The 19,370-nt window shown below is 57.8% G+C and carries 11 protein-coding genes; 2 read left to right on the top strand and 9 right to left on the bottom strand.

The genetic code is table 11. From position 1 onward, the window contains the following. Position 1: 1 nt before the first annotated feature. Together AC5DB9_RS00525 and AC5DB9_RS00530 are read right to left on the bottom strand one after the other, a co-directional pair. Entirely contained in the window at positions 2 to 1,192 is a 1,191-nt protein-coding gene (locus AC5DB9_RS00525) for an MFS transporter (protein ID WP_022958556.1), read from the bottom strand. Between the two features lie 135 nt (positions 1,193 to 1,327). Next, complete coding sequence (locus tag AC5DB9_RS00530; RefSeq protein ID WP_414711326.1) at positions 1,328 to 2,950, bottom strand: long-chain fatty acid--CoA ligase; 1,623 nt, start codon at positions 2,948 to 2,950, stop codon at positions 1,328 to 1,330. A 185-nt stretch (positions 2,951 to 3,135) separates the two neighbouring features. On the opposite strand from AC5DB9_RS00530, the gene AC5DB9_RS00535 reads away from it, so the two are divergent. After that, positions 3,136 to 4,593 carry a GGDEF domain-containing protein gene (locus AC5DB9_RS00535; protein WP_272993124.1) on the top strand — a complete coding sequence of 486 codons (1,458 nt, stop codon included), beginning with the start codon at positions 3,136 to 3,138 and terminating at the stop codon, positions 4,591 to 4,593. A gap of 108 nt (positions 4,594 to 4,701) precedes the next feature. On the opposite strand, the gene AC5DB9_RS00540 is transcribed toward AC5DB9_RS00535, so the two are convergent. The 7 genes from AC5DB9_RS00540 to AC5DB9_RS00570 all read right to left on the bottom strand — a co-directional run bounded on the left by AC5DB9_RS00540 (position 4,702) and on the right by AC5DB9_RS00570 (position 18,158). Next, complete coding sequence (locus AC5DB9_RS00540) at positions 4,702 to 9,435, bottom strand: PKD domain-containing protein (protein ID WP_272993121.1); 4,734 nt, start codon at positions 9,433 to 9,435, stop codon at positions 4,702 to 4,704. 259 nt (positions 9,436 to 9,694) lie between these two features. Continuing rightward, the gene (locus AC5DB9_RS00545) at positions 9,695 to 11,173 is read right to left on the bottom strand and encodes a purple acid phosphatase family protein (protein WP_272993118.1); all 1,479 of its coding nucleotides are present in this window, start codon (positions 11,171 to 11,173) and stop codon (positions 9,695 to 9,697) included. A 93-nt stretch (positions 11,174 to 11,266) separates the two neighbouring features. Next, positions 11,267 to 13,540: a TonB-dependent receptor gene (locus AC5DB9_RS00550; RefSeq protein WP_272993115.1), complete on the bottom strand. Its 2,274-nt coding sequence runs from the start codon at positions 13,538 to 13,540 to the stop codon at positions 11,267 to 11,269. Positions 13,541 to 13,680: 140 nt separating this feature from the next. Next, entirely contained in the window at positions 13,681 to 15,078 is a 1,398-nt protein-coding gene (locus AC5DB9_RS00555) for a parallel beta-helix domain-containing protein (protein ID WP_272993112.1), read from the bottom strand. Between the two features lie 28 nt (positions 15,079 to 15,106). Continuing rightward, on the bottom strand, positions 15,107 to 16,282 hold the full coding sequence (locus tag AC5DB9_RS00560; RefSeq protein WP_272993109.1) for a cytochrome-c peroxidase: 1,176 nt from the start codon (positions 16,280 to 16,282) through the stop codon (positions 15,107 to 15,109). Further along, a complete protein-coding gene (locus AC5DB9_RS00565) occupies positions 16,282 to 17,004 on the bottom strand; it encodes a c-type cytochrome (RefSeq protein ID WP_272993107.1) in 723 nt (240 codons plus the stop codon). The genes AC5DB9_RS00560 and AC5DB9_RS00565 overlap by 1 nt, the downstream gene beginning before the upstream one ends. 329 nt (positions 17,005 to 17,333) lie before the next feature. After that, complete coding sequence (locus AC5DB9_RS00570; RefSeq protein WP_022958565.1) at positions 17,334 to 18,158, bottom strand: metal-dependent hydrolase; 825 nt, start codon at positions 18,156 to 18,158, stop codon at positions 17,334 to 17,336. A gap of 128 nt (positions 18,159 to 18,286) precedes the next feature. Between AC5DB9_RS00570 and AC5DB9_RS00575 the strand changes: the two genes are divergently transcribed. After that, positions 18,287 to 19,324 (top strand): AraC family transcriptional regulator, encoded by a 1,038-nt coding sequence (locus AC5DB9_RS00575; protein WP_272993104.1) that lies wholly within the window; start codon positions 18,287 to 18,289, stop codon positions 19,322 to 19,324. Positions 19,325 to 19,370 lie beyond the last annotated feature (46 nt).

The following is a 19,370-nucleotide window of genomic DNA, read 5'->3' on the forward strand; positions in this document are numbered from 1 at the left end:
TTCACACTCTTGCCAGCCGGGTCGCGAACGCAGAGACCAGTAAAAGCATTGCCGCCACCAGCACATAGGGCACGACCGCATTGAGGGCGTAGACAAGGGTGCCGACCAGCGGCCCGACAATCACCCCCGCCCCCTGCGCGGCACTGACGGTACCGGCAACCACTCCCTGCTCGCTGGACTCCACCGCGTTGGCCGCCAACGCGGATACCGAGGGATACACCCAGCCCATACCCGCAGCGGCGATACCAAAGCAGACCCACAGCGCCCAGTCACTGGCCGCCAGCGCGGTGGCCGCGAAACCGACGGCGGCAATCACTGCGCCCACTCGAATCAGGTTCAGGGGCTCCCAACTTAGGCGGCGCATCAAGGTCTGTGACAACACCAGCGCCACGCCGACGACCGTCAACGCAATACCCGCGACCTGTGCCGCCGCCGAGGCGTCGAGCTGCAGCACGTCCAGAGCAAAGAAGCCGACGGTGACCTGAGCAATCGATACCGAGAATGCGGCGACGAAGGCCACCACGATCGGCGCTCGCAAACGCGGATCGCGCAGCGAGGGTGACGGCATGGCACGCGTGGCTCTGGGGGGCTGGTCCGGCAGTCGCCACCACACCACACAGAGCGCGATCAGCGGCAGCAGTGCCGTGATGTACATGGGCAGGCCAAGACCATAGGGCGCCAGCAAGCCGACAAAGCCGGGGCCGACCACCATCCCCGCGCCGGTTGCCGCGCCCAGCATCGCCATGGCTCCCGCTCGCTCATTGGCGGGCAGATTATCGGCAACCATGGCGGCCGCAGAGGCCGGAACCGCCGCATAAAACACACCGATAATGACTCGCCCGAGCGCAATACCGCCGAACGCCAGCAGCGGGGTCAGCAACCACTCCAGCGACAGGTCGATAAACAGGCAGAGTAGAAAGTAGCTGACCGTGAAGCCGCTGAGCCCCAGCAGCATGACGCGCCGCCGACCGTGACGGTCGCCAAGACCACCCCACCAGCGTGCGCAGAATATCCAGGTGAAGCCACCCAGTGTCATCGCAACGCCAATATGCCAGGCCTCCAGCGACAGGATGCTGGCCACCGGCCCCACCAGCGCAACAAAGGCCATGATGGCCAGTGTGCAGCTAAAGTTCTGGAACATCAGCGGCATCAAGCTGAAGTGGGGCGTTTTTACGGCGCTATCACTGTTCATGAAAAGTCATCGTTCAATACTCTGGCCAGCGCGAGACAGCCCCTGAAACATTCCGTCATACAAGAACATCTCGTCAGACAAAAAAAATCCCGCCATAAAAAAAGCCGCACAAGGCGGCTTGTTCACTGGCACAGTTTACGCTTCATCCGGCCAGCGATAATCCTTGTAGGTCTCACGAATATCTTTTTTGCTCAACTTGCCGGTCGCCGTGTGGGGCAGGCTGTCGACAAACAGGCAGTCTTCCGGAATCCACCACTTAGCGACCTTGCCATCGAACCAGTGCAGCATTTCCTGCTTTTCCATGGTCTGGCCTTCCTGCAGGATGACCAGCAGCAATGGCCGCTCGCTCCACTTGGGATGGGGAATCCCCACCACAGCGGCCTCGGCCACCTTGGGGTGGTTTACCGCACAGTTTTCCAGATCGATGGAGCTAATCCACTCACCGCCGGACTTGATCACGTCCTTCAAGCGGTCGGTAATCTGCATATAGCCATGCTCGTCGAAACAGGCGACATCCCCGGTTTCAAACCAGCCGTCATCATCGAGCGTCTGACCGTCATAGCCATAATATTCATTAACGATCCACGGGCCACGAACTTTCACCGCCCCGGAGCTTTTTCCGTCCCACGGCAGGGTATTGTTGTCGCTGTCAACCACTTTGATATCCACACCAAAGGTGGGACGGCCCTGCTTGAGCTTGATTTTGATGCGCTCTTCTTCACTGAGCGAGTCCAGCTCGTGAGGCATACCGCCGTTGTATGTGCCCAGCGGGTTCATCTCGGTCATACCCCAGGCCTGCTGCACTTCCACGCCGTATTTCTCGCTGAATTCTTCCATGATTTTATAGGGGCAGGCCGCGCCACCAACGGTGACTTTATTCAGGCAATCCACGGTCTTGCCTGACTTGGCGAGGTAGTCCAGCAGCGCGAGCCACACGGTCGGCACCCCGGCAGACATGGTGACGCCTTCCTGATTGATCAGCGAGCACAGTGTCTCGCCGTCACCCATCTTCGGTCCGGGCATCACCAGCTTGCTGCCGACCATCGGCGCACTGTACACCAGACCCCAACCATTGACGTGGAACATCGGCACGATGGGCATCACCACATCTCGCAGCGACATGCCAAACACGTCCGGTGCAATGCTGGCAAAGCTGTGCAGAATGGTGGAGCGGTGTGTGTACATTACCCCTTTGGGATGGCCGGTGGTGCCAGAGGTGTAGCACAGTGCTGACGGCGTATTTTCGTCCAGCTCCGGCCAGCTAAATTCATCACTGGCCTTTGCCAGCAGACTTTCATAGCAGTGCGCATTGGGCAGGCTGGTTTCAGGCATGGAGGCTTCTTCGCACATCACGATATAGCCTTTCACCTTGGGCAACAGCTCTTTGACCGGCTCGATAATCCCCAGCAGGGTCAGGTCGATGAAAATCCACTGGTCATCCGCGTGGTTAACAATGTACTCAATCTGCTCGGGGAACAGGCGCGGGTTTATGGTGTGGCAGATGGCGCCACTGCAAGACACCGCATAGTAGATTTCCAGGTGACGGTAGTCATTCCACGCCAGCGTGCCGATGGTATCCCCCGCTTCGACCCCCAGCTCTGAAAGCACATTCGCCAACTGCCGCACGCGGCGAAAAGCGTCCCGATAACGGTAACTGTGCCGGGGATGATCCGCCGTTACAGAAACGATTTCGGTATTGCCGTTCACTTTCTCAGCGTGTTCCATAATGGCGGTAATGGTGAGCTGACTCATCATCATTGGGGTCATTCTTATTGGTCTCCGAGTGTTTTTCTTTTGCCCCATACTATCCCGGCCAAAGAGCCGGGTGAACCGTTATCATCGGTCAAAAAGCGGGATTCGCGGACAAGCTGCTGACCCCGCATCACCGCGCTGGTATGGTCTACTCTATAATCGACAACTACCCAGGCGGCAGGCCCACAACGATGTATGGTCAAACTGATTCACTGGACCTTTCGGATCCGCGCTTACCGGCGTTACTGCCGGTTATCCCGCTGCTTGTCGATCTGCTGCGCGAGCAGGACATCGCACCGGAGCAACTCGTTCATCTGCTCAGCGATACTCCCGGCCTGGCCGAGGACACCCTGAACTTTATTAACTCCCCGGTCTTCAACCCAAAACGCCCACTGGTCGATATCCGCCGCGCCACCGTGTTGCTGGGCAGTCGCAGTATCGCCATTCTCGGGCTCGCCGCAAGCCTGATAGACAGCTACAAAAAACAGCCGCTCAACGGCCTTCGTCACAACAGCTTCTGGGCACGGATACTGTTCTGCGCGGTGTCTGCGCGACTGATCGCCGAACGCGAAGAAGACATTGCCGTTGATGAAGCGATTTTTATCGCCAGCTTCCAGGATATCGGCATGCTGGTGATCGATACGCTGGAACCCGGTTTCTACGCCTCGATTGCCCAGCACTGGCAGTCCCATACCGACCTGAAATTATTGGAAAGCGAATACTTCGGCTGTGACCATGCGGCCATCAGTACCGCCGTGATGCGTCAATGGGGGCTCGCCGATGCGCTCGCGGAGGCCGCCGCACTCAGTCATTTAAGTGAACCGCCGCTGAGCAAAGGCAAAACAGAGAGGCTGGGCTGCATTGCGCGTATCGCCTCGCAAATGGCCGACCTGCCCTTCAGCAACGACCCCGACCTTATTCTTCGGCAACTCCACAGCGAGTGTATTGATGGCCTGCAATGGCAGGATGGTCAGCTCGCCATGCAGTTGCATATCTATCGAAATGTGTTTTCGGAGCTCGCCCCCCTGGCACAACGGCTTGGCATAGAACGCAGCGCCTATGAGCGCATTGCCCAGCTCAGCCGTGAACGTCTGCAACCCCGGCTGGTTGACGCGGCTTTTCGGGCGCCGGCCAAACCCGCACCGAAGCTACACCGCGAAGCCGATGTTCAGGAGGTCAGCGATGCCATTGACCCATTGACCGGACTGTACAATCGCGCGTCGTTTCCCGAGCTGCTGCAAAACGCCCTGAACAACGGTGAGTACGACCAGCAGCCGCTGACCCTGGTTATGCTCAGTGTGAGCAATTTCCCCCGCATTGCACGGGAACGCGGCGACGAAAGCAGCCATCAACTGCTCGCCGACGTCGCGCGCGTATTGGACCGCCATACCCGGCGCGACGATCTGGTCGCCCGGATCTCAGACGCGATTTTCGCCATCGCCCTGCCCGACGCCCCCGGCACCGCCTCCGCCGCCATCGCCCAACGCTTTGTTGCCAGCGTCACCGAAGCGCTGAGCGAAGATTTTCCGGAAGCGCGAATTCATGCCGTGCCCGCCACTCAGGAAGAGAGGCAGCCCTATCTGTCAGCGCAGGCGCTGATCTCTGATACCGGCAAACAGTTGCTGGCAACGCTGAGAGCAGCCAAGTAATTCCGCACTCAGCAAAACTCACCGTCGTGATGTCAGCGAAGCGATGGGCCAAAAACAAGAAAGCCGCCTGACTTGCAGGCGGCTCCGGGACAGAGGGGCTAAGCGGTGCTAGGCACCGCAGAACAGCGTAGCGCCGTCCGGATCGAAGGTCTCACAGATGCTGGCAACCCCGTCGCTGAGGCACTGATCGGGACTGGAAGCATCACCACACAATTCACCCAATAAAAGGTCGGGGTCCAGCGGAAGCTCTGAGGGCAATGCAGGATCGCTGCTCTCGCCACAGAATGGCGACAGACCATCGGGGTCGAAGCTGCCACACAAGCCTGCAACGCCATCGGTTAGACACTGTTGTGGATCACTGGCGTCCTCGCACAATTGCCCCAGCAGTACCGATGGATCGAGCGGGAACTCTGTGGGATCGCTCGGCTCACCGCAAAATGGCGTCGCCCCCTCGGGATCGAAAGCATTACAGAGTGATGCCGCGCCATCAGTAAAGCACTGTTCGGGCTGACTGACATCCTCACAGAACTGACCGAGAAGCGCGGCGGGGTCCAGAGGAATGCCGTCACCCGAGCAAAAGGGTGTTTGCCCTTCGGCATCAAACGTCTCACAGACGCTGTTAACGCCGTCGGTAAAACATTGCTCCGGGCTGCTGACATCCTCGCAAAGCTGCCCCACCAGTGTGGAGGGGTCAAAGGGGAATTCCGGCAGTTCCGGGTCGGTCGCGCCGCCACAGAACGGGGTCGCACCGTCGGGATCGAAGGTCTCACAGATTCCGCTGGCACCGTCGGCAAAACACTGTGTCAGGTTCGCAACATCGTCGCACAATTGCCCCAACAGCTCGGAGGGATCGACCGGCAGTTCGCCCGGCTCAGCCGCACCGCCACACAGTGGCGTTTGCCCCTCGGCATCGAATACCGCGCACAGACCCTCGGCACCACTGCTAAGGCACTGCGCCGGATCACTGCTGTCCTCACAGAGCTGGCCCAGCAGCTCGGAGGGATCAAAGGGCAACTCGGGCGTCCCCGTGCCAGCACAGAATGGCGTGGCGCTTTCAGGGTCGAAGGTCTCGCAGACTGCACTGAAGCCGTCGGCGAAACACTGTTGCAGATCCGTCTGATCTTCACACAGCTGTCCGAGGAAGCTTCCCGGATCGAGCGGCAGCTCCGGCGGCAGACCAGGGTCCGTTGCGCCACCACAGAACGGCGTCAAACCGTCGGGATCAAAAGCGCCACAGAGTCCGGCAACCCCTTCAGTCAGGCACTGCTGCGGGTCCGAGCTGTCTTCGCAGAACTGGCCCAGTAAATCGGCGGGATCAATCGGCAGTTCGGGAATAGACGGATCACTCGGCTCGCCGCAGAACGGCGTCAGGCCGTTGGGATCGAAGGTACTGCACAGTCCGTCTAGACCGCTGCTGAAGCACTGTTGAGGATCACTGACGTCTTCGCAGAGCTGCCCGAGCAGTACCGCAGGGTCCAGCGGAAAGGCTGGCGGCTCAGCGGGATCGCCCTCGCCACAGAACGGGGTTGCACCCTCGGCGTCGAAGGTCTCGCAGAGTCCGGCAACACCATCGGTAAAACACTGCTGGGGATTGCTGACGTCCTCACAGAGCTGGCCAAGCAGAACAGCGGGATCAAAGCGCAGCTCCGGGGGGAACGTGGGCTCAGTCATCTCTCCGCAGAACGGGGTTTGCCCGCTGGAATCAAACGCGGCACACACCGCCTCGACACCCTCGGCAAAGCACTGTTGCAGATCGCTGCTGTCCTCACAAAATTCACCGAGCAGCGCCGCAGGGTCAAGCGGCAGCTCTGGAATGGAGGGATCGCTCGGCTCACCGCAGAAGGGGGTTTGACCGCTGGAATCGAAGGCCCCGCAGAAGGCGTTGAGACCGTCAGCAAAGCACTGCTGCGGATTGCTCACATCGCTGCAGAATTCACCCAGCAGTTCTTCGGGGTCGAACGGCAACTCTGGCGGATCCGTCGGCTCGCCGCAGAAGGGCGTCTGTCCGCTGGAATCGAAGACCTCGCAGATACCGTTCAAACCGTCGGTGAAACACTGCTGAGGATTGCTGGCATCCTCACACAGGGCACCCAGCAGTTCAGAGGGATCGAAGGGGAATTCGGGCGGGAAGCTTGGGTCACTCGGCTCGCCGCAGAACGGCGTCGCCCCGCTGGGATCAAAGGTAGCGCAGAAACCGGCGACACCGTCAGCAAAACACTGTTGCAGGTCACCGCTGTCTTCGCATAGCTGACCAAACAGATCCGCCGGATCGAAGGGCAGCGCGGGTTCGCTGGGTTCACCACAGAACGGCGTCTGCCCACTCGAATCGAAGGTGTCACAGATACCGGCCACACCGTCGGTAAAGCACTGTTGTAGATCGCTGGTATCGTCGCATAACTGCCCGAGCAGGTCGGCGGGATCGAAGGGTAACGAAGGCTCTCCGGGCTCACTCGGCTCCCCGCAGAAGGGTGTCTCTGCATCCGGATCGAAGGTCTCGCACAGACCGGCTACGCCGTCGGCAAAGCATTGCTGAACATCACTGCTGTCATCACACAACTGGCCAAACAGATCCGCCGGATCGAAGGGCAGCGAGGGCTCTCCGGGCTCACTCGGCTCCCCGCAGAAGGGTGTCTCTGCATCCGGATCGAAGGTCTCGCACAGACCGGCTGCACCGTCAGCAAAACATTGCTGAACATCACTCACGTCCTCACACAGCTCGCCTAACAGCAAGCCGGGGTCCAGCGGAAATTCAGGGAACGTGGGATCGCTGCCGCCACCGCAGAGCGGGGTTTGGCTGCTGGAATCGAAGGCCTCACAGAAGGCGGCGACGCCGTCGCTGAAACACTGTGCCGGATCGCTGATATCGTCACAGAGTTCGCCGAACAGCAGCGCGGGATCAATCGGAAATTCCGGATCGGATGGCTCGCCACCATCAGCGCAGAATGGCGTTGCGGATGACGGGTCGAAGGCACTGCAGAGACGGTCCACACCGCTGGTAAAACATTGTTGCAGATCGCTGGCGTCCTCACACAACTGACCCAACAGTTCAGAAGGCTCGCCCGGAAACTCCGGGAACTCCTCAATGGGCAGCAGGCACAAGGTCTCTGGATCCATGTCGGCGCAATTCTCGAACTCCTCGGCAATCTGCTCGAAGCCGGAGAAGTCATCGGGAATAAACTCCTCGTAGGGCAGCGGACAGGCCGTTGCCACGTCGCCATCGGTACAGGCGACAAAGCACTGGGCATAAGTCGTCGGATCAGTGGCGTCACAGGTAGGCAACGGCGTTACCGTAATCGCTACCTGCGCCGAGGCGTTCAGCTCGCCGTCAGAGACCGTCAGCTTGAACGTCAGCACCTCTTGCTCACTGACATCCGGTGCAACAAAGCTGGCTTCGGCCTGATCGGCATTCTCCAGGGTGACAGCACTGCCCTCCAGCTGCTCCCAGGCGAAGGTGACAACATCCTCATCGGGATCGCTCCCGCTGCCGAGCAGCGCCACCTGATCACCGCTGGAGACATTTTGCGCGTCACCCGCATCGGCAGTCGGCGCCTGATTGGCGGGGGTATCACCGGGCTGCACCGTGACAATTTGCTCGTCGCTGCTGCTGGCGCCCTGAGCATCAGTGACCGTCAGCCGGAAGGTCAGCTGGGTAGCCACTTCAACCGTCGGCGCCGTGAAACTCGCCTGCGCGATGTCCGCGTTTGTCAGCGTAACGCTGGGCTCGTCACCGCTGATGGACTGCTCCCAGAGATACGATGCAATCGCGCCATCGCTGTCGGCGCTGGCGGAGCCATCCAGGGTGACATCGTCACCCGAGGTCACCGTTTGATCCTCACCGGCATCGGCGGTCGGCGGAATATTGCTGCCGCCGCTACTGTCGCTCACAGAGACGGCGATAATGTCGTAGGCTGACTCATCACTATTGTCGGTAGCTGTCAGGGTAAAATAGAAAATCCGGTCTTCATCAACTTCCGGCGCGACAAAACTGGCCTGATTGCCATCAGCGCCGGTCAGTTCAATACCGCTGTCGACCGGCACACCGTTGCGATTGCTCTGTTGCCAAAGCAGGCTCACCACGCTGCCATCTTCGTCGCTGGCAATCCCGGCAAGGGTGACCGTCGCACCTTCTTGAGCGGAGATATCTGCCCCCACCTGAACCGTGGGCAGCAAGTTAATCGGTGTACCGCTGTTGCGCTGGGCTTCCGTGTCGCGTACTTCCGCCTCGGCGGCCGCTGCCGTTTGAATATCGTCGGCGCTACAAATATTGGCCCCACGGCTCTGCTTCACGTCGCACACAAACTGCACCGCGGGCTTGTCATCCGACGCGAACATTTGCGGGTCGGAAAAGTCGAGCTGGCTGGCGTAATTCGCCGCGATGGCATTGGCCTCGAAGGGCACCTGGATACCGTTACTGCTATCGCCGTCCACGTCCAGTGATTGCAACAAGCGGGCAATATTCAATACCTGCGGATAGCTGGCAAACACCTCATCGAGGGTCGCGCCACTGTCTGCCGCGGCGCGGGCGCCATCCACCAGATCAAGCAATGTCACCAAGGGTGCGCCAGGCACATTCCCCAACATCAGAGAACCGATAGAGAAGCTCACCGCATCACTGGGCAGATAATCAAACACCCCGTTCACGTTGGTGATACCGGCTCTCGAGCCGGGGCTCGTCACGTAGCGCAAGCCCTGTACAGGACTGTCGATAATACGCCCGGCAAGGGGATCGGTAGCGGACCCGCCGCCTCCAGAACCGGAGGAACGACTGGAGGAGGATGAACCGCCACAAGCGGCCAGGCTGACCGCCAGCGCAGCAACGGCGAGTTTCGAGGATAAAGACATATTGCCCCCAACTGGTGTTCGCAGATAAACCCAGATGTTTATTATTCGAACGATTTGATGACTGACAGATGAGCCGCCGTGAAGGCGAATCTCTGCCTGTTTTTATTGAATCAGCCATCTATGTAACACACATGCGATATGTGTGCTATAGCAAATCGTTATAAACGGGAGCGCCCCCATACTTCCGGGGGCATTTCATCAGGACGCGGTCCCGGCCATGGTGGCTGCCGGGATCGGCAAAAGCGCCAGCGCGCTGCACTCAGCAGTGATGGGACAGAATGCGGTGGTTCCGCTCACGGGTATGCCGGGAGATGGCTTCAAAATCCGCCAGCAGGATGTCGGGGCCACGCGCAGGCAGCACGCACATTTCGCAGGCCAGTTGGCTGCGCGCATCGATCTCGAAACTGTCACGCAGGGCGAATTCGCCGGTGGTGTATTGCCGCCCCTCATCGCTCATATCGAGCGGAGGCGCACCGTAGTACTCACCGCGAATTTTGCCTGGAGAGACAAAATACTTGCAGTAGCCGACGCCCACAAACTCGCTCGCCGACCAGATTTGCGGCCCGTTGTCATCGAAGATGCGAATGGACTGACCACCCGTCCCGACCAAGACTTGAACATAACCCAGCGGGTTGGGGAGCCCGAAGCCCATTTTTTCCGAGCGCTGATACACGTGGTCGTGCCCCACCGCCAGCAGATCGACGCCGTAGCGCAGCAGAATATTTTCCTCGAGCAGCACCAGCGCCGGATTCATCGGGCTGCGGCCATCCTGATCGGTCCAGATCGTGTAGTGCTGCATCACCACAATAAAGTCGATTTCGCCCCGTGCGCGACGCAGAGCTGCTTGAGCCAGATCGACCTCGATATTCAACAGCTCTTCCGGGAGCGTGCCATCATTAATGAGCGCGCCTGCCGTCGTGACCAGGAAATGCACGCGGTTGTAGTCAAAGGAATAGAACGTTGTACCGGGACCATCGGGATTGATACCTGATGTCAGCGGCTTCGGCGGATGGGTGAAGCGGTTTTTGAAGGTGTCGCCATCGAAGTCTTTCTGCTCGTGGTTACCCGGCGCGGCCATGGTAATGCGCTGCGACATCAGCGGCTGCATCTGATCAAACCAGGTATCCCAAATCGCTTGCTCGCCATCGGCATAACTTAAATCACCCGCTAACAGCAGCAAGTCAGAAGGGTTCTTCATCACTTCGGCGGTCAGCATTTGCGGCATTTCCCCAATGCCATGATCGCCAAAATGGATGAAACTCCATTCGCCACTGGGCGACGGCGGAATCACATACACCGGAGACCAGCCCCCGTCATCGGACCCTACCCGGTAGCGCATCGGCTTTTCCGGATCGATCCCGGTCGCCGTCGCGCGATGCGTGAGTGCGTCGACACCGGTTGTCTCAGCAGCGCTGGCATCGACACTGAACTCAAACACCCGGTCTGCAATATCGGCATCGCTCATTGTCTCGTCGACACTGCCGTACTCCATGCGCGAGTAGGGGGCATCCAGCCCATCGGTAAACCAGGTGATCGAGCGTGAGCTGTGACTGTCTTCGGTGAAGCTGGCGTGAATCCCTCGCGGCTGATAAGGGCCGGGGTCTTCAGTATCGGGAGTCGGTGTATTCGTACCGCCACCCGAAGAGCCAGAGCCCCCGTTACAGGCAGACAGCACCAAACCCGCCATACCGGCGGCAACAAAACGGCGACGCGTCCAGGGATTTGAGGGGCCAGACATAAAAAAACTCCACGGGGAATATTCAACCCCGTAGAGTGTAAAGAGACAATATGAAGACTGCGTGACAAAGGGGCATAAATGCCCCGTTAGAACCTAGAAAAACGCTTTAAAATCGACACCATAAGTTCTCGGGTCAACCACACCCACATGGTAGGTGCCGAGCACATCGCCGGTCAGACCACCCGGCTGTGACACCCGGTCATCATCAAGCAGGTTTTTGCCCCATACCGCAAACTCATAGCCGCCACCCAGGGTGATATAGCTGAAGCGTGCATTCAGGAGTTTGCTGTCTTCGCCGTAACCCGGAACATTGAAGAACTCATCGAGGTGATCCTCGTTCTCCGGGTCGGTGTTTTCTTCGTAGATGTAATCGACGTGGAGCAACACCGTACCGAATGACACTTCAGGCGACCAATCGAGAGTCAGCGTGTATTCCTGCGGTGAGGTTGCCGAGACATTATCGGCAGTAACGAATTCGCCCTGCGCATTGTAATGCGCTTCACGACTCGACTCCTGCTCGCGGTAGGTATAGATCACACCAAAGCGAAGAGATTCAATCGGCAGCCAGTTTGCCGTCAGCTCAACACCTTGAATTTCTTCATCGGTATTAATCACTGTCGGTACCGCCGCGTTATCATCTGGCCCTCTCGACTCAATCGCCTCCTGGCGATCATCGATAGTCATACTGAACAAGGCCAACTGCGCACGAACCGTCGTTGCAAGGAAATCGCCCTTCACACCCAGTTCGTAGTTTTCTACGACTTCAGGCGAAAGCGGCGCGGTGCGCGTACCGGTATTCAGCGAATCGAAGCCACCAGCCTTGTAGCCGGTAGAAAAGCTGGCGTAAGCCATCGCCGTTTCACCGAGCGCATAATTGGCCACCAGTCGACCCGTGACTTTCTCCCAGCTATCTTCGCCTTCTTCCAGGCCATCGCTGTTGAAGAAGAAGTTTTCGCCAAGCAGTTGCGACAGGGCAAAATCCGTCAGCGGCGCATCCCAGTCAAATTCCTTTTCATCCTTGCTGTAGCGAACACCTGCAAGAATATTCAAGCGGTCAGTAACGGTGAAGTCGGCGTCAGCATAAACACCGTAGTTTTTGAACTTACCGTTGTTGGTCATGGTTTCTGTGACGAACTGTCCCTCCAGCAAACCGCCGAACAGATCATTGATCCACCCCGTGGGCAGCCCACCCAGCATCGAACCGGCCAGCTCAACTACCGCCTGATAGCTGAAGGTGAGCGAGGTGCGCTGATAGGTATCTTCTTCGCTGTAGTTGAAGCCGGTAACAATATCCACCGACTCCAGTGCCAAGTTGTACTGGGCCTCAAAATAGGCGATATCAGAGTCTTCTTCGTTGTTGGTATCAACGTAGACTTTCTCGACGCCTGTGCCGTCCTCGTCCTGGCGGTTGTAGGTTTCGAACGCCCGGTAGCTTGCGATCAAGCTCACACTGCTGCTGTCACCAATGTCGTACCAGAGCTTTCCGGTCACGCCGTACATGTCACGACTTTCCCCGCCTTCCATCACGTCGGTATTTAATTTCCGATCTTGTGGGTCAGGAAAATTGGAGTACTCCTCGCTAATCCCCATCATCGCCTGAGGACCGTTATCCACCTTGTCGTAATCCGCTGCCAATTGCAGGCGAAGCCGGTCGCTTGCTTCCCACAGCAGAGCCGCGCGAGCGAACTGATTATCCTGCTGGCGAGGGTCGGGCTTGGCTGGTCCCTTATTCTCGATAACGGCGTCACGCTCGTTGTGCAATACATTCAACCGCAGTGCCAAGGAGTCGCTCAGCGGTATATTGCCCATACCCTCAACGCGCAGCAGGCTGTAATCACCCACTTTTGCCGAGACAAAACCTTCCGCTTCATCGAGGCTTGGTGCGTTGGGCACGAAGTTAACCACCCCGGCCGCGGCGTTGCGACCAAACAGTGTTCCCTGTGGCCCTTTCAATACCTCGATGCGCTCCATATCGGAAAACGGCACAGTAATCGCCGCACGCGGCAGATATACGCCATCAAAAAATGTGGCGACGGATGGATCTCCACCGGTACTGATATTCGAACTCTCAATGCCACGAATCACAAAAGAAGACTGTGTGACGCCGCCGGCATCCTGCACATTGGTGCCCACTTTCAGACCGGGAATATAGGCCTGAATATCAGCCATGGTTAATGCACCGGTATTTTCCACATCCTGCGTGGTGAACGTATCGATTGTGACCGGCACGGTCATCGCACTCTGCTCACGCTTCTGCGCGGTAACAACGACTTCCTCGAGGGCCAGATTGTTGGCAGCCTCACTCATGGGAGCAACGGCAAGCAGGCCCGCCCCGAGAAACATTGAACGTCGACGGTTCTTGTACATGGTTTCGCCTCTTCGCTTCTGTGGAGCAGCTTGAGCCACTTCCAAAGATTTAGGACCCATCCCTAGTCGGGAGTTAAACCTTCCAACCACAAACAATGGATCGGAAGGAACTTCTTAACTCTTTTATAATTAGCGAATACTTACTTCTTAACCTGTAGCATAAAATCTGCCACTTTGCGCCTTAATTCAGGTGACAGGTGAGATTGCGTCGGCATCGCCGGATAATCCGGGCGCACTTTATGCGGATTGGCAATATATTCAGCAATACCTTCAGCGTTATTGTGATAAATCGCCTGCACAGCCAGAGTTGGCGGACCAATCATCCGTACATTATAGGCGTGGCAACCCGCACAAATTCCGTAGTAAAGACGTTTAATACGTTCTTCGTCATTTTCAATTTCGCGATCAGGCGCGCCATCAGCGAGCAGGTAGGTATCAATATCGTGCGTATTTTCACGCTCGCATTTGCTCCACTTATCCAACCCGAAAGTGACATACATTTCTTTGTTTCGAATGCAGTTGTCGGGCTCTTGTGCCGAACCCAAATTAGCCAGAACATCGGGACCACGGCGTTTAAATTTCGTGAGCATAGCCGCTTTAATTTCCGCTACCGGATCCGCACCGTTATCAAACATCAGGTTATCAAGTACGGCGATGCGATCCGGGTTGGGCTCTGATTCGGGGTCGGAAGCAATATCGGTCACGAACGACAAATCTGTCACGACAATACCGGCGGTCTGATTACCGGAGATTTGATTGCCCTCTACAATCACGTCATCGGCAGCCATAATTACCACACCGATACCCTTGGGCACCTTGCCAACCAGGGAGCCTGGCTCGCCAAAGTTTTCGGTATTGTTATTCACCACAAAGTTATTGCGGAGAATAATGTCGTAGGCGGTTTTAATCGGCAGACCGGGAGTAATAAAGACCAACAGGCCCGCAGTGTTGTTATGCGCGTAGTTGTTTTCAACAATGGCATGGCGCGTATTTTCGATTTCGATACCCGCGACGTTTTCGAATACTTCATTGTTACGCACGACCACGTTGTCACACATGCCAACATAAATCGCGGCGTCCTCAATACCACTGAGGGTGTTGTACTCGACCAGACCATTTTTACCGAGCTGCGGGAAAATACCGTAAACGCCGGTATCAATAACGCGGTTATAACGGATCACATAGTTATTGCCCGCCTGCCCCATAATTGCATTACCTTTGTAATGCTGAATGGTCAGCCACTCGACCGTAACGCCATTACCGGAATACAGGACGGCATCATTGAGCTTGCCCTCGCCTTCCATGACCGGCCACTCACCATCGACCACCACACCGCGCAGCGTAATATCGTCTTTGTCGATATAGACACTTTCTTTATAGGTGCCAGGATGAATCAGAATAACGTCACCGGGTTCGGCCTTATTGACGGCGTCCTGAATCGACTCGCCATCTTTGACATTAATTTCCGCCGCCAGCAGCCCCGGTGCCAAACAAATCAGGCTGAGCCATAACAGCAGTTTGCGAACAGAGGTACTCATGGTTGATCTCCTCGATACATGCGCCGACTCAGGTCGACGGCAGCTTGACGCCCAATACCGGCGGCAGCCCTGAAGGAACTGCATCAGGCAAAGCCGGCATAAAGCTTTCATCAGTCAGTGTGTGTAAAAACTCCACCAGCAGATCCAGTTCCTCATCGGTCAGATTCGGCTCCCAGATATGCCAGTGCAAACTCAGTTGTTCCCCTTCGGGCACCGCGTGGCCGCGACCGCCGGTATAAAACGCCACCGCCTCGCGCAGCGTGGCAAAGCGACCGGAATGCATATACGGCGCTGTTTTGGCGATATTTCTCAGCGTTGGCACCTTGAACCCACCGCGCAGTGACGGGTCGCCAGTCACCGTTTGAGCTCCGGGGTCCAGTGGCAAGCCTTCCGGCTCCGGGGTCCCAAGTACGGCAATTTGCTGATTGGTAAACGCGGGCGGGGTGTGGCATTCCGCACAGCGGGCAACAAAGGAACGAAACACGTTCATCCCTTGAATTTCACGCTGATTCAGCGCCTCGTGGTAACCCAGAGCGTAAATGTCGTAGCGGCTGTTCAACGAGATCAGCGAGGCCTGAAATGCTGCGATGGCCTCGTAGACCTGCGCCAGTTGAATATCGCCATCTCCGCCGTAGGCCTGAGCAAACAGCTTGCGGTACGCCGCGCTGCCGCGCAGATCGCTCAGCAACTGATCCGGCGTATTTGCCATTTCATTGGCTGCAAACAGGGGCTCGAGCATCTGCGCTTCCAGCGAGGCCGCGCGACCGTCCCAAAACAGACGACGCAGAAAGCCGACATTCCAGAGGGTGGGTGCAGAGCGAGGCAGCGGCTTGCCGTCGGCCCCCATGCTGCGGCCCACGCCATCGGCAAAGCCTTTTTCAGGGTCGTGACAGGAGGCACAGCTCATTTCGCGACTGCCAGACAGCAGGGGATCGAAGAACAGCAGGCGCCCCAGATCAATCTGCTCAGGAGAAAAGCCCTGGCGCAGCGCTGGCAAACCGGTCTGCAAACCACCAACACCGCTGTCTTGCAGCGACGCATAGTCGTTGTACAGGCTGCTGAGATAACAACCGCCATCACGCAGGGCAAAGCCGGCGGGACAATAGTCGTTAAGCTGCCAGTCTGCACGCAACAGCGCGCTGTTCGTCAGCAACAGCAATAGCAGCAGCGGCGCCACAACGCCGCGCCCTGTCAGCGCCAACATCAGTCTGCCAGGCTTTGGATATAGCTCAGCACGTCCGTCAACACCGCCTCATCAGACAGGTGCCGGGCCATGATCGCCATTTGATATCCGTACTTATCTGCCTCGTCAGCACCGCGCAGACCATCGCGGAAATGCTGGTACTGACGCATCAGGTACCAGTCATCCACACCGGCCAAAGCGGGTGCCTGCAGCACGTCCAGCCCTTCCGCAGCCGGGCCATGACAGGCGCCGCAGAGGTTGCTGTAGTAGTCAGCACCGCGTTTGATATTACCTTCCAGCGTCGCTTCCGCCGCTTTGCCACCCAGGCCGGCGATGTATGCCACTACCGCATCGACGGCAGCCTCATCGGGCAGGGTTTTGGCGATAGCCTGCATCTGCATGCCATAGCTGTCTTCAGGGTGACTGCCGCGCAGGCCCGCGCGGTATTGCTGCAGTTGACGCTTCAGATACCAGTCCTGCTGGTTGCGAAGCGACGGCGCACCCAATGCGCGATTGCCCTCGGCTTTGTCACCGTGGCAGGCAACACAGGCCGCATACAGCGCTTTACCATCGGCACTGCCGCCAGATGCCAGCATCTGCTTGGCTTCCGCCGCCGCTTGCTCACTGTCGGCCGATGGGCCGGGATCGCCACTACAGGCGCTTAATACGATTGCCAAAAGGGCCGTGAAAATTGGACCGGCACGGAATACCGGCAAGCCAAAACGACCAACAAAAACTTCCATTGCGCTCTCCTACACTCAGGCGTTATCCGTCATATCAATTGCGGATATTTTTCTTATCGTCGCTTTGCGCAGCCTTGCTAGCAGGGTCTATGCCAAAAACGTTTACATTGCCCCGTTAGAGCGCAAAGTTAGCAGCTAACACATAAGAAGTTAGCACCTATTACATCTTCGGCAAGGGGGAATGTGACCGTAGCATTACGACTCATCGCCTTTATAACATGTAACTACGTCGCGCAAAATGCCCCAAAAAAATGCCCCGACCGGAATTTCGCACTCCAGCGGGGCAAAGGGCATCGAAACATGCAGGGGTACAGGGCCCCGTGGAAAGCTCAGCGCTGCAGGGCAGCAACCTCGGGGTAGCGCTGCTGCCAGTCGGCAATCAGCGGGCGCTGATCGATATCATCGGGATGAAATCCCCGACGGAAGGCCTTTAGAAAATGGGGCAGCGATTCGCGCATCAAGCCGCCCTTCCCCCAGAAAAAGCGCATCGCCTGCCACCATTCGCGCAAGCTGGCGCGACGCTTGTCGGCGCGCATCAGGAAGCGCTGGAATCCCATCATTCGGACGAAGAACAGGATCAGTGACAGCAGCAACACACGGCGGCGCAGCCATTCACTGCCAACCTGCTGGCGAAAAACATCAAATGCCACAGACTTGTGCTCGATCTCTTCAACGGCATGCCAGATCAACATGTCCCGGAACGTCGGGTCCATCTGCGCCATGATCTCGGGGTGACGCAGGGCGTGCTCTGCCAGCGTTGCGGTGACGTGCTCAAGAGCAACGGTAATCGCCAACTGCCGCTTGGGACTGAGCCGCTGGCGAGCATTGTTCAGCAACCACTTGGAACGCTCTGTCACTTCCCCCATAGGAAACCCAAGGTCCTCAAGGGCTTGATTAAAATCCTCGTGCGCCTTGCCGTGATGCGCTTCCTGGCCGATAAACCCGCGAATACGCTGCTTCAATTCCGGGTCGTCAATGCCGGGCTGGTAGTGGCGAACCGTATCGATAAAGAAACGTTCGCCGTCGGGAAAGGTCGCCGACATCGCAAAGAAAAACGCGGAGATGAGGGGATTCCCTCCAAACCAGTATTTTTCCATATCGGGGCGAATCTCAAAATTCATTCGCCGAACGGTAATCGATGCCGCTTCGCTCATGATCTTTCCCTCTTAGTGTTATAGCGGGGCGCACACTGCCCTTTGGATGATTACACTATGGCATGGCACATTAATCAGCGGCAGGTTAAATTGTGTCACTCATCGGTGCTTAGAATGCAGCAATAAAAATGGATATCGAAAAGCATGGGCACGGCCGGTACGCAATTTCCAGCGACTATCTCGTGTCGTTGAGCGAACAGGCCTTTGAACGCGGCATGAACGTCACTAGTCTTCTGCACAACAGCGGACTGGAGACCAGTGTGCTGCTGCGGCAGGACGTCAGTATTGGCCACGAGTCGTTTCTCACGGCGATTGCCAACTTCCACAATATGGACGGAAACCTCTGGTCTGCCTTGGAGGGCGGGCGCCGCATGACACTTTCCAAACACGGCTATCTCGGCTACGCCGCGCAGCACAGTCGCAACTTGCTGGAGGCCGCCGACAAGCTCTATCGCTATGTTTCCACGCGGGTTGATTTCATCAGCCTGCAGCGCGGCGGGCGCGAGGACCGGGCAGAAGTGCTGATCCTGCCGCGCATTGAGGAAAGCCCCGCACTGCGCTATATCTGCCTCTGCATCATGGTCTGCCTGGAGACACTGGGTCGCCAAATGATGGGCAGCCGGGCAGAGCAGCTCGCCAGTTGTATTACCATGAAAGGCCCCGCCCCACCGACTCCCGCGCCGCCGCTGCCCGGCAATTCACGTATTGTCTTCGACGCGGATCGATACAGCGTGTCCTGGCCGCTGGAAGTGGTCGACTTTCCCCTCGGCAGTCGCGACGCCGAGCTGGCCAAGCTGGCCGATGCGCGCTGTGAAACCGCCCTGCGGCGATCGCTGGACAGTCAGACATTGACCTCTCGGGTACTGGCCCTGCTTCACCGCAACACGGGCGAGCTTCCCTCACTGGACGACATCGCGGCGCGGCTGAATATGTCCACCGCAACGCTGCAGCGGCGCCTGAAATCTGAGGGCGCAAGCTTCCAGCAGTTGAAGGACCGCTTCCGGGAGGATCAGGCCAGAACCCTGCTCGCCAGCGCGATGAGCATCGAGCAAATCGCCGATCAGCTTGGCTACAGCGACGCCAGTAATTTTGCCAAAGCCTTCAAAAGCTGGACCGGCAGCAGCCCCAGCCACTATCGACAACAGTTGACCAGACCCGAGGAATAAACGCCCCTAAACCAAAACAGGCGCCCGAAGGCGCCTGTTTCCAAAG

This window comes from Spongiibacter sp. (assembly GCF_984394615.1).

Bases quoted from the DNA above. Each gene is read 5' to 3' on its own strand.
- AC5DB9_RS00550 (WP_272993115.1), bottom strand. From the start codon at position 13,540: ATGTACAAGAACCGTCGACGTTCAATGTTTCTCGGGGCGGGCCTGCTT.
- AC5DB9_RS00570 (WP_022958565.1), bottom strand. From the start codon at position 18,158: ATGAGCGAAGCGGCATCGATTACCGTTCGGCGAATGAATTTTGAGATT.
- AC5DB9_RS00545 (WP_272993118.1), bottom strand. From the start codon at position 11,173: ATGTCTGGCCCCTCAAATCCCTGGACGCGTCGCCGTTTTGTTGCCGCC.
- AC5DB9_RS00525 (WP_022958556.1), bottom strand. From the start codon at position 1,192: ATGAACAGTGATAGCGCCGTAAAAACGCCCCACTTCAGCTTGATGCCG.
- AC5DB9_RS00530 (WP_414711326.1), bottom strand. From the start codon at position 2,950: ATGATGATGAGTCAGCTCACCATTACCGCCATTATGGAACACGCTGAG.
- AC5DB9_RS00535 (WP_272993124.1), top strand. From the start codon at position 3,136: ATGTATGGTCAAACTGATTCACTGGACCTTTCGGATCCGCGCTTACCG.
- AC5DB9_RS00560 (WP_272993109.1), bottom strand. From the start codon at position 16,282: ATGTTGGCGCTGACAGGGCGCGGCGTTGTGGCGCCGCTGCTGCTATTG.
- AC5DB9_RS00575 (WP_272993104.1), top strand. From the start codon at position 18,287: ATGGATATCGAAAAGCATGGGCACGGCCGGTACGCAATTTCCAGCGAC.
- AC5DB9_RS00555 (WP_272993112.1), bottom strand. From the start codon at position 15,078: ATGAGTACCTCTGTTCGCAAACTGCTGTTATGGCTCAGCCTGATTTGT.
- AC5DB9_RS00540 (WP_272993121.1), bottom strand. From the start codon at position 9,435: ATGTCTTTATCCTCGAAACTCGCCGTTGCTGCGCTGGCGGTCAGCCTG.
- AC5DB9_RS00565 (WP_272993107.1), bottom strand. From the start codon at position 17,004: ATGGAAGTTTTTGTTGGTCGTTTTGGCTTGCCGGTATTCCGTGCCGGT.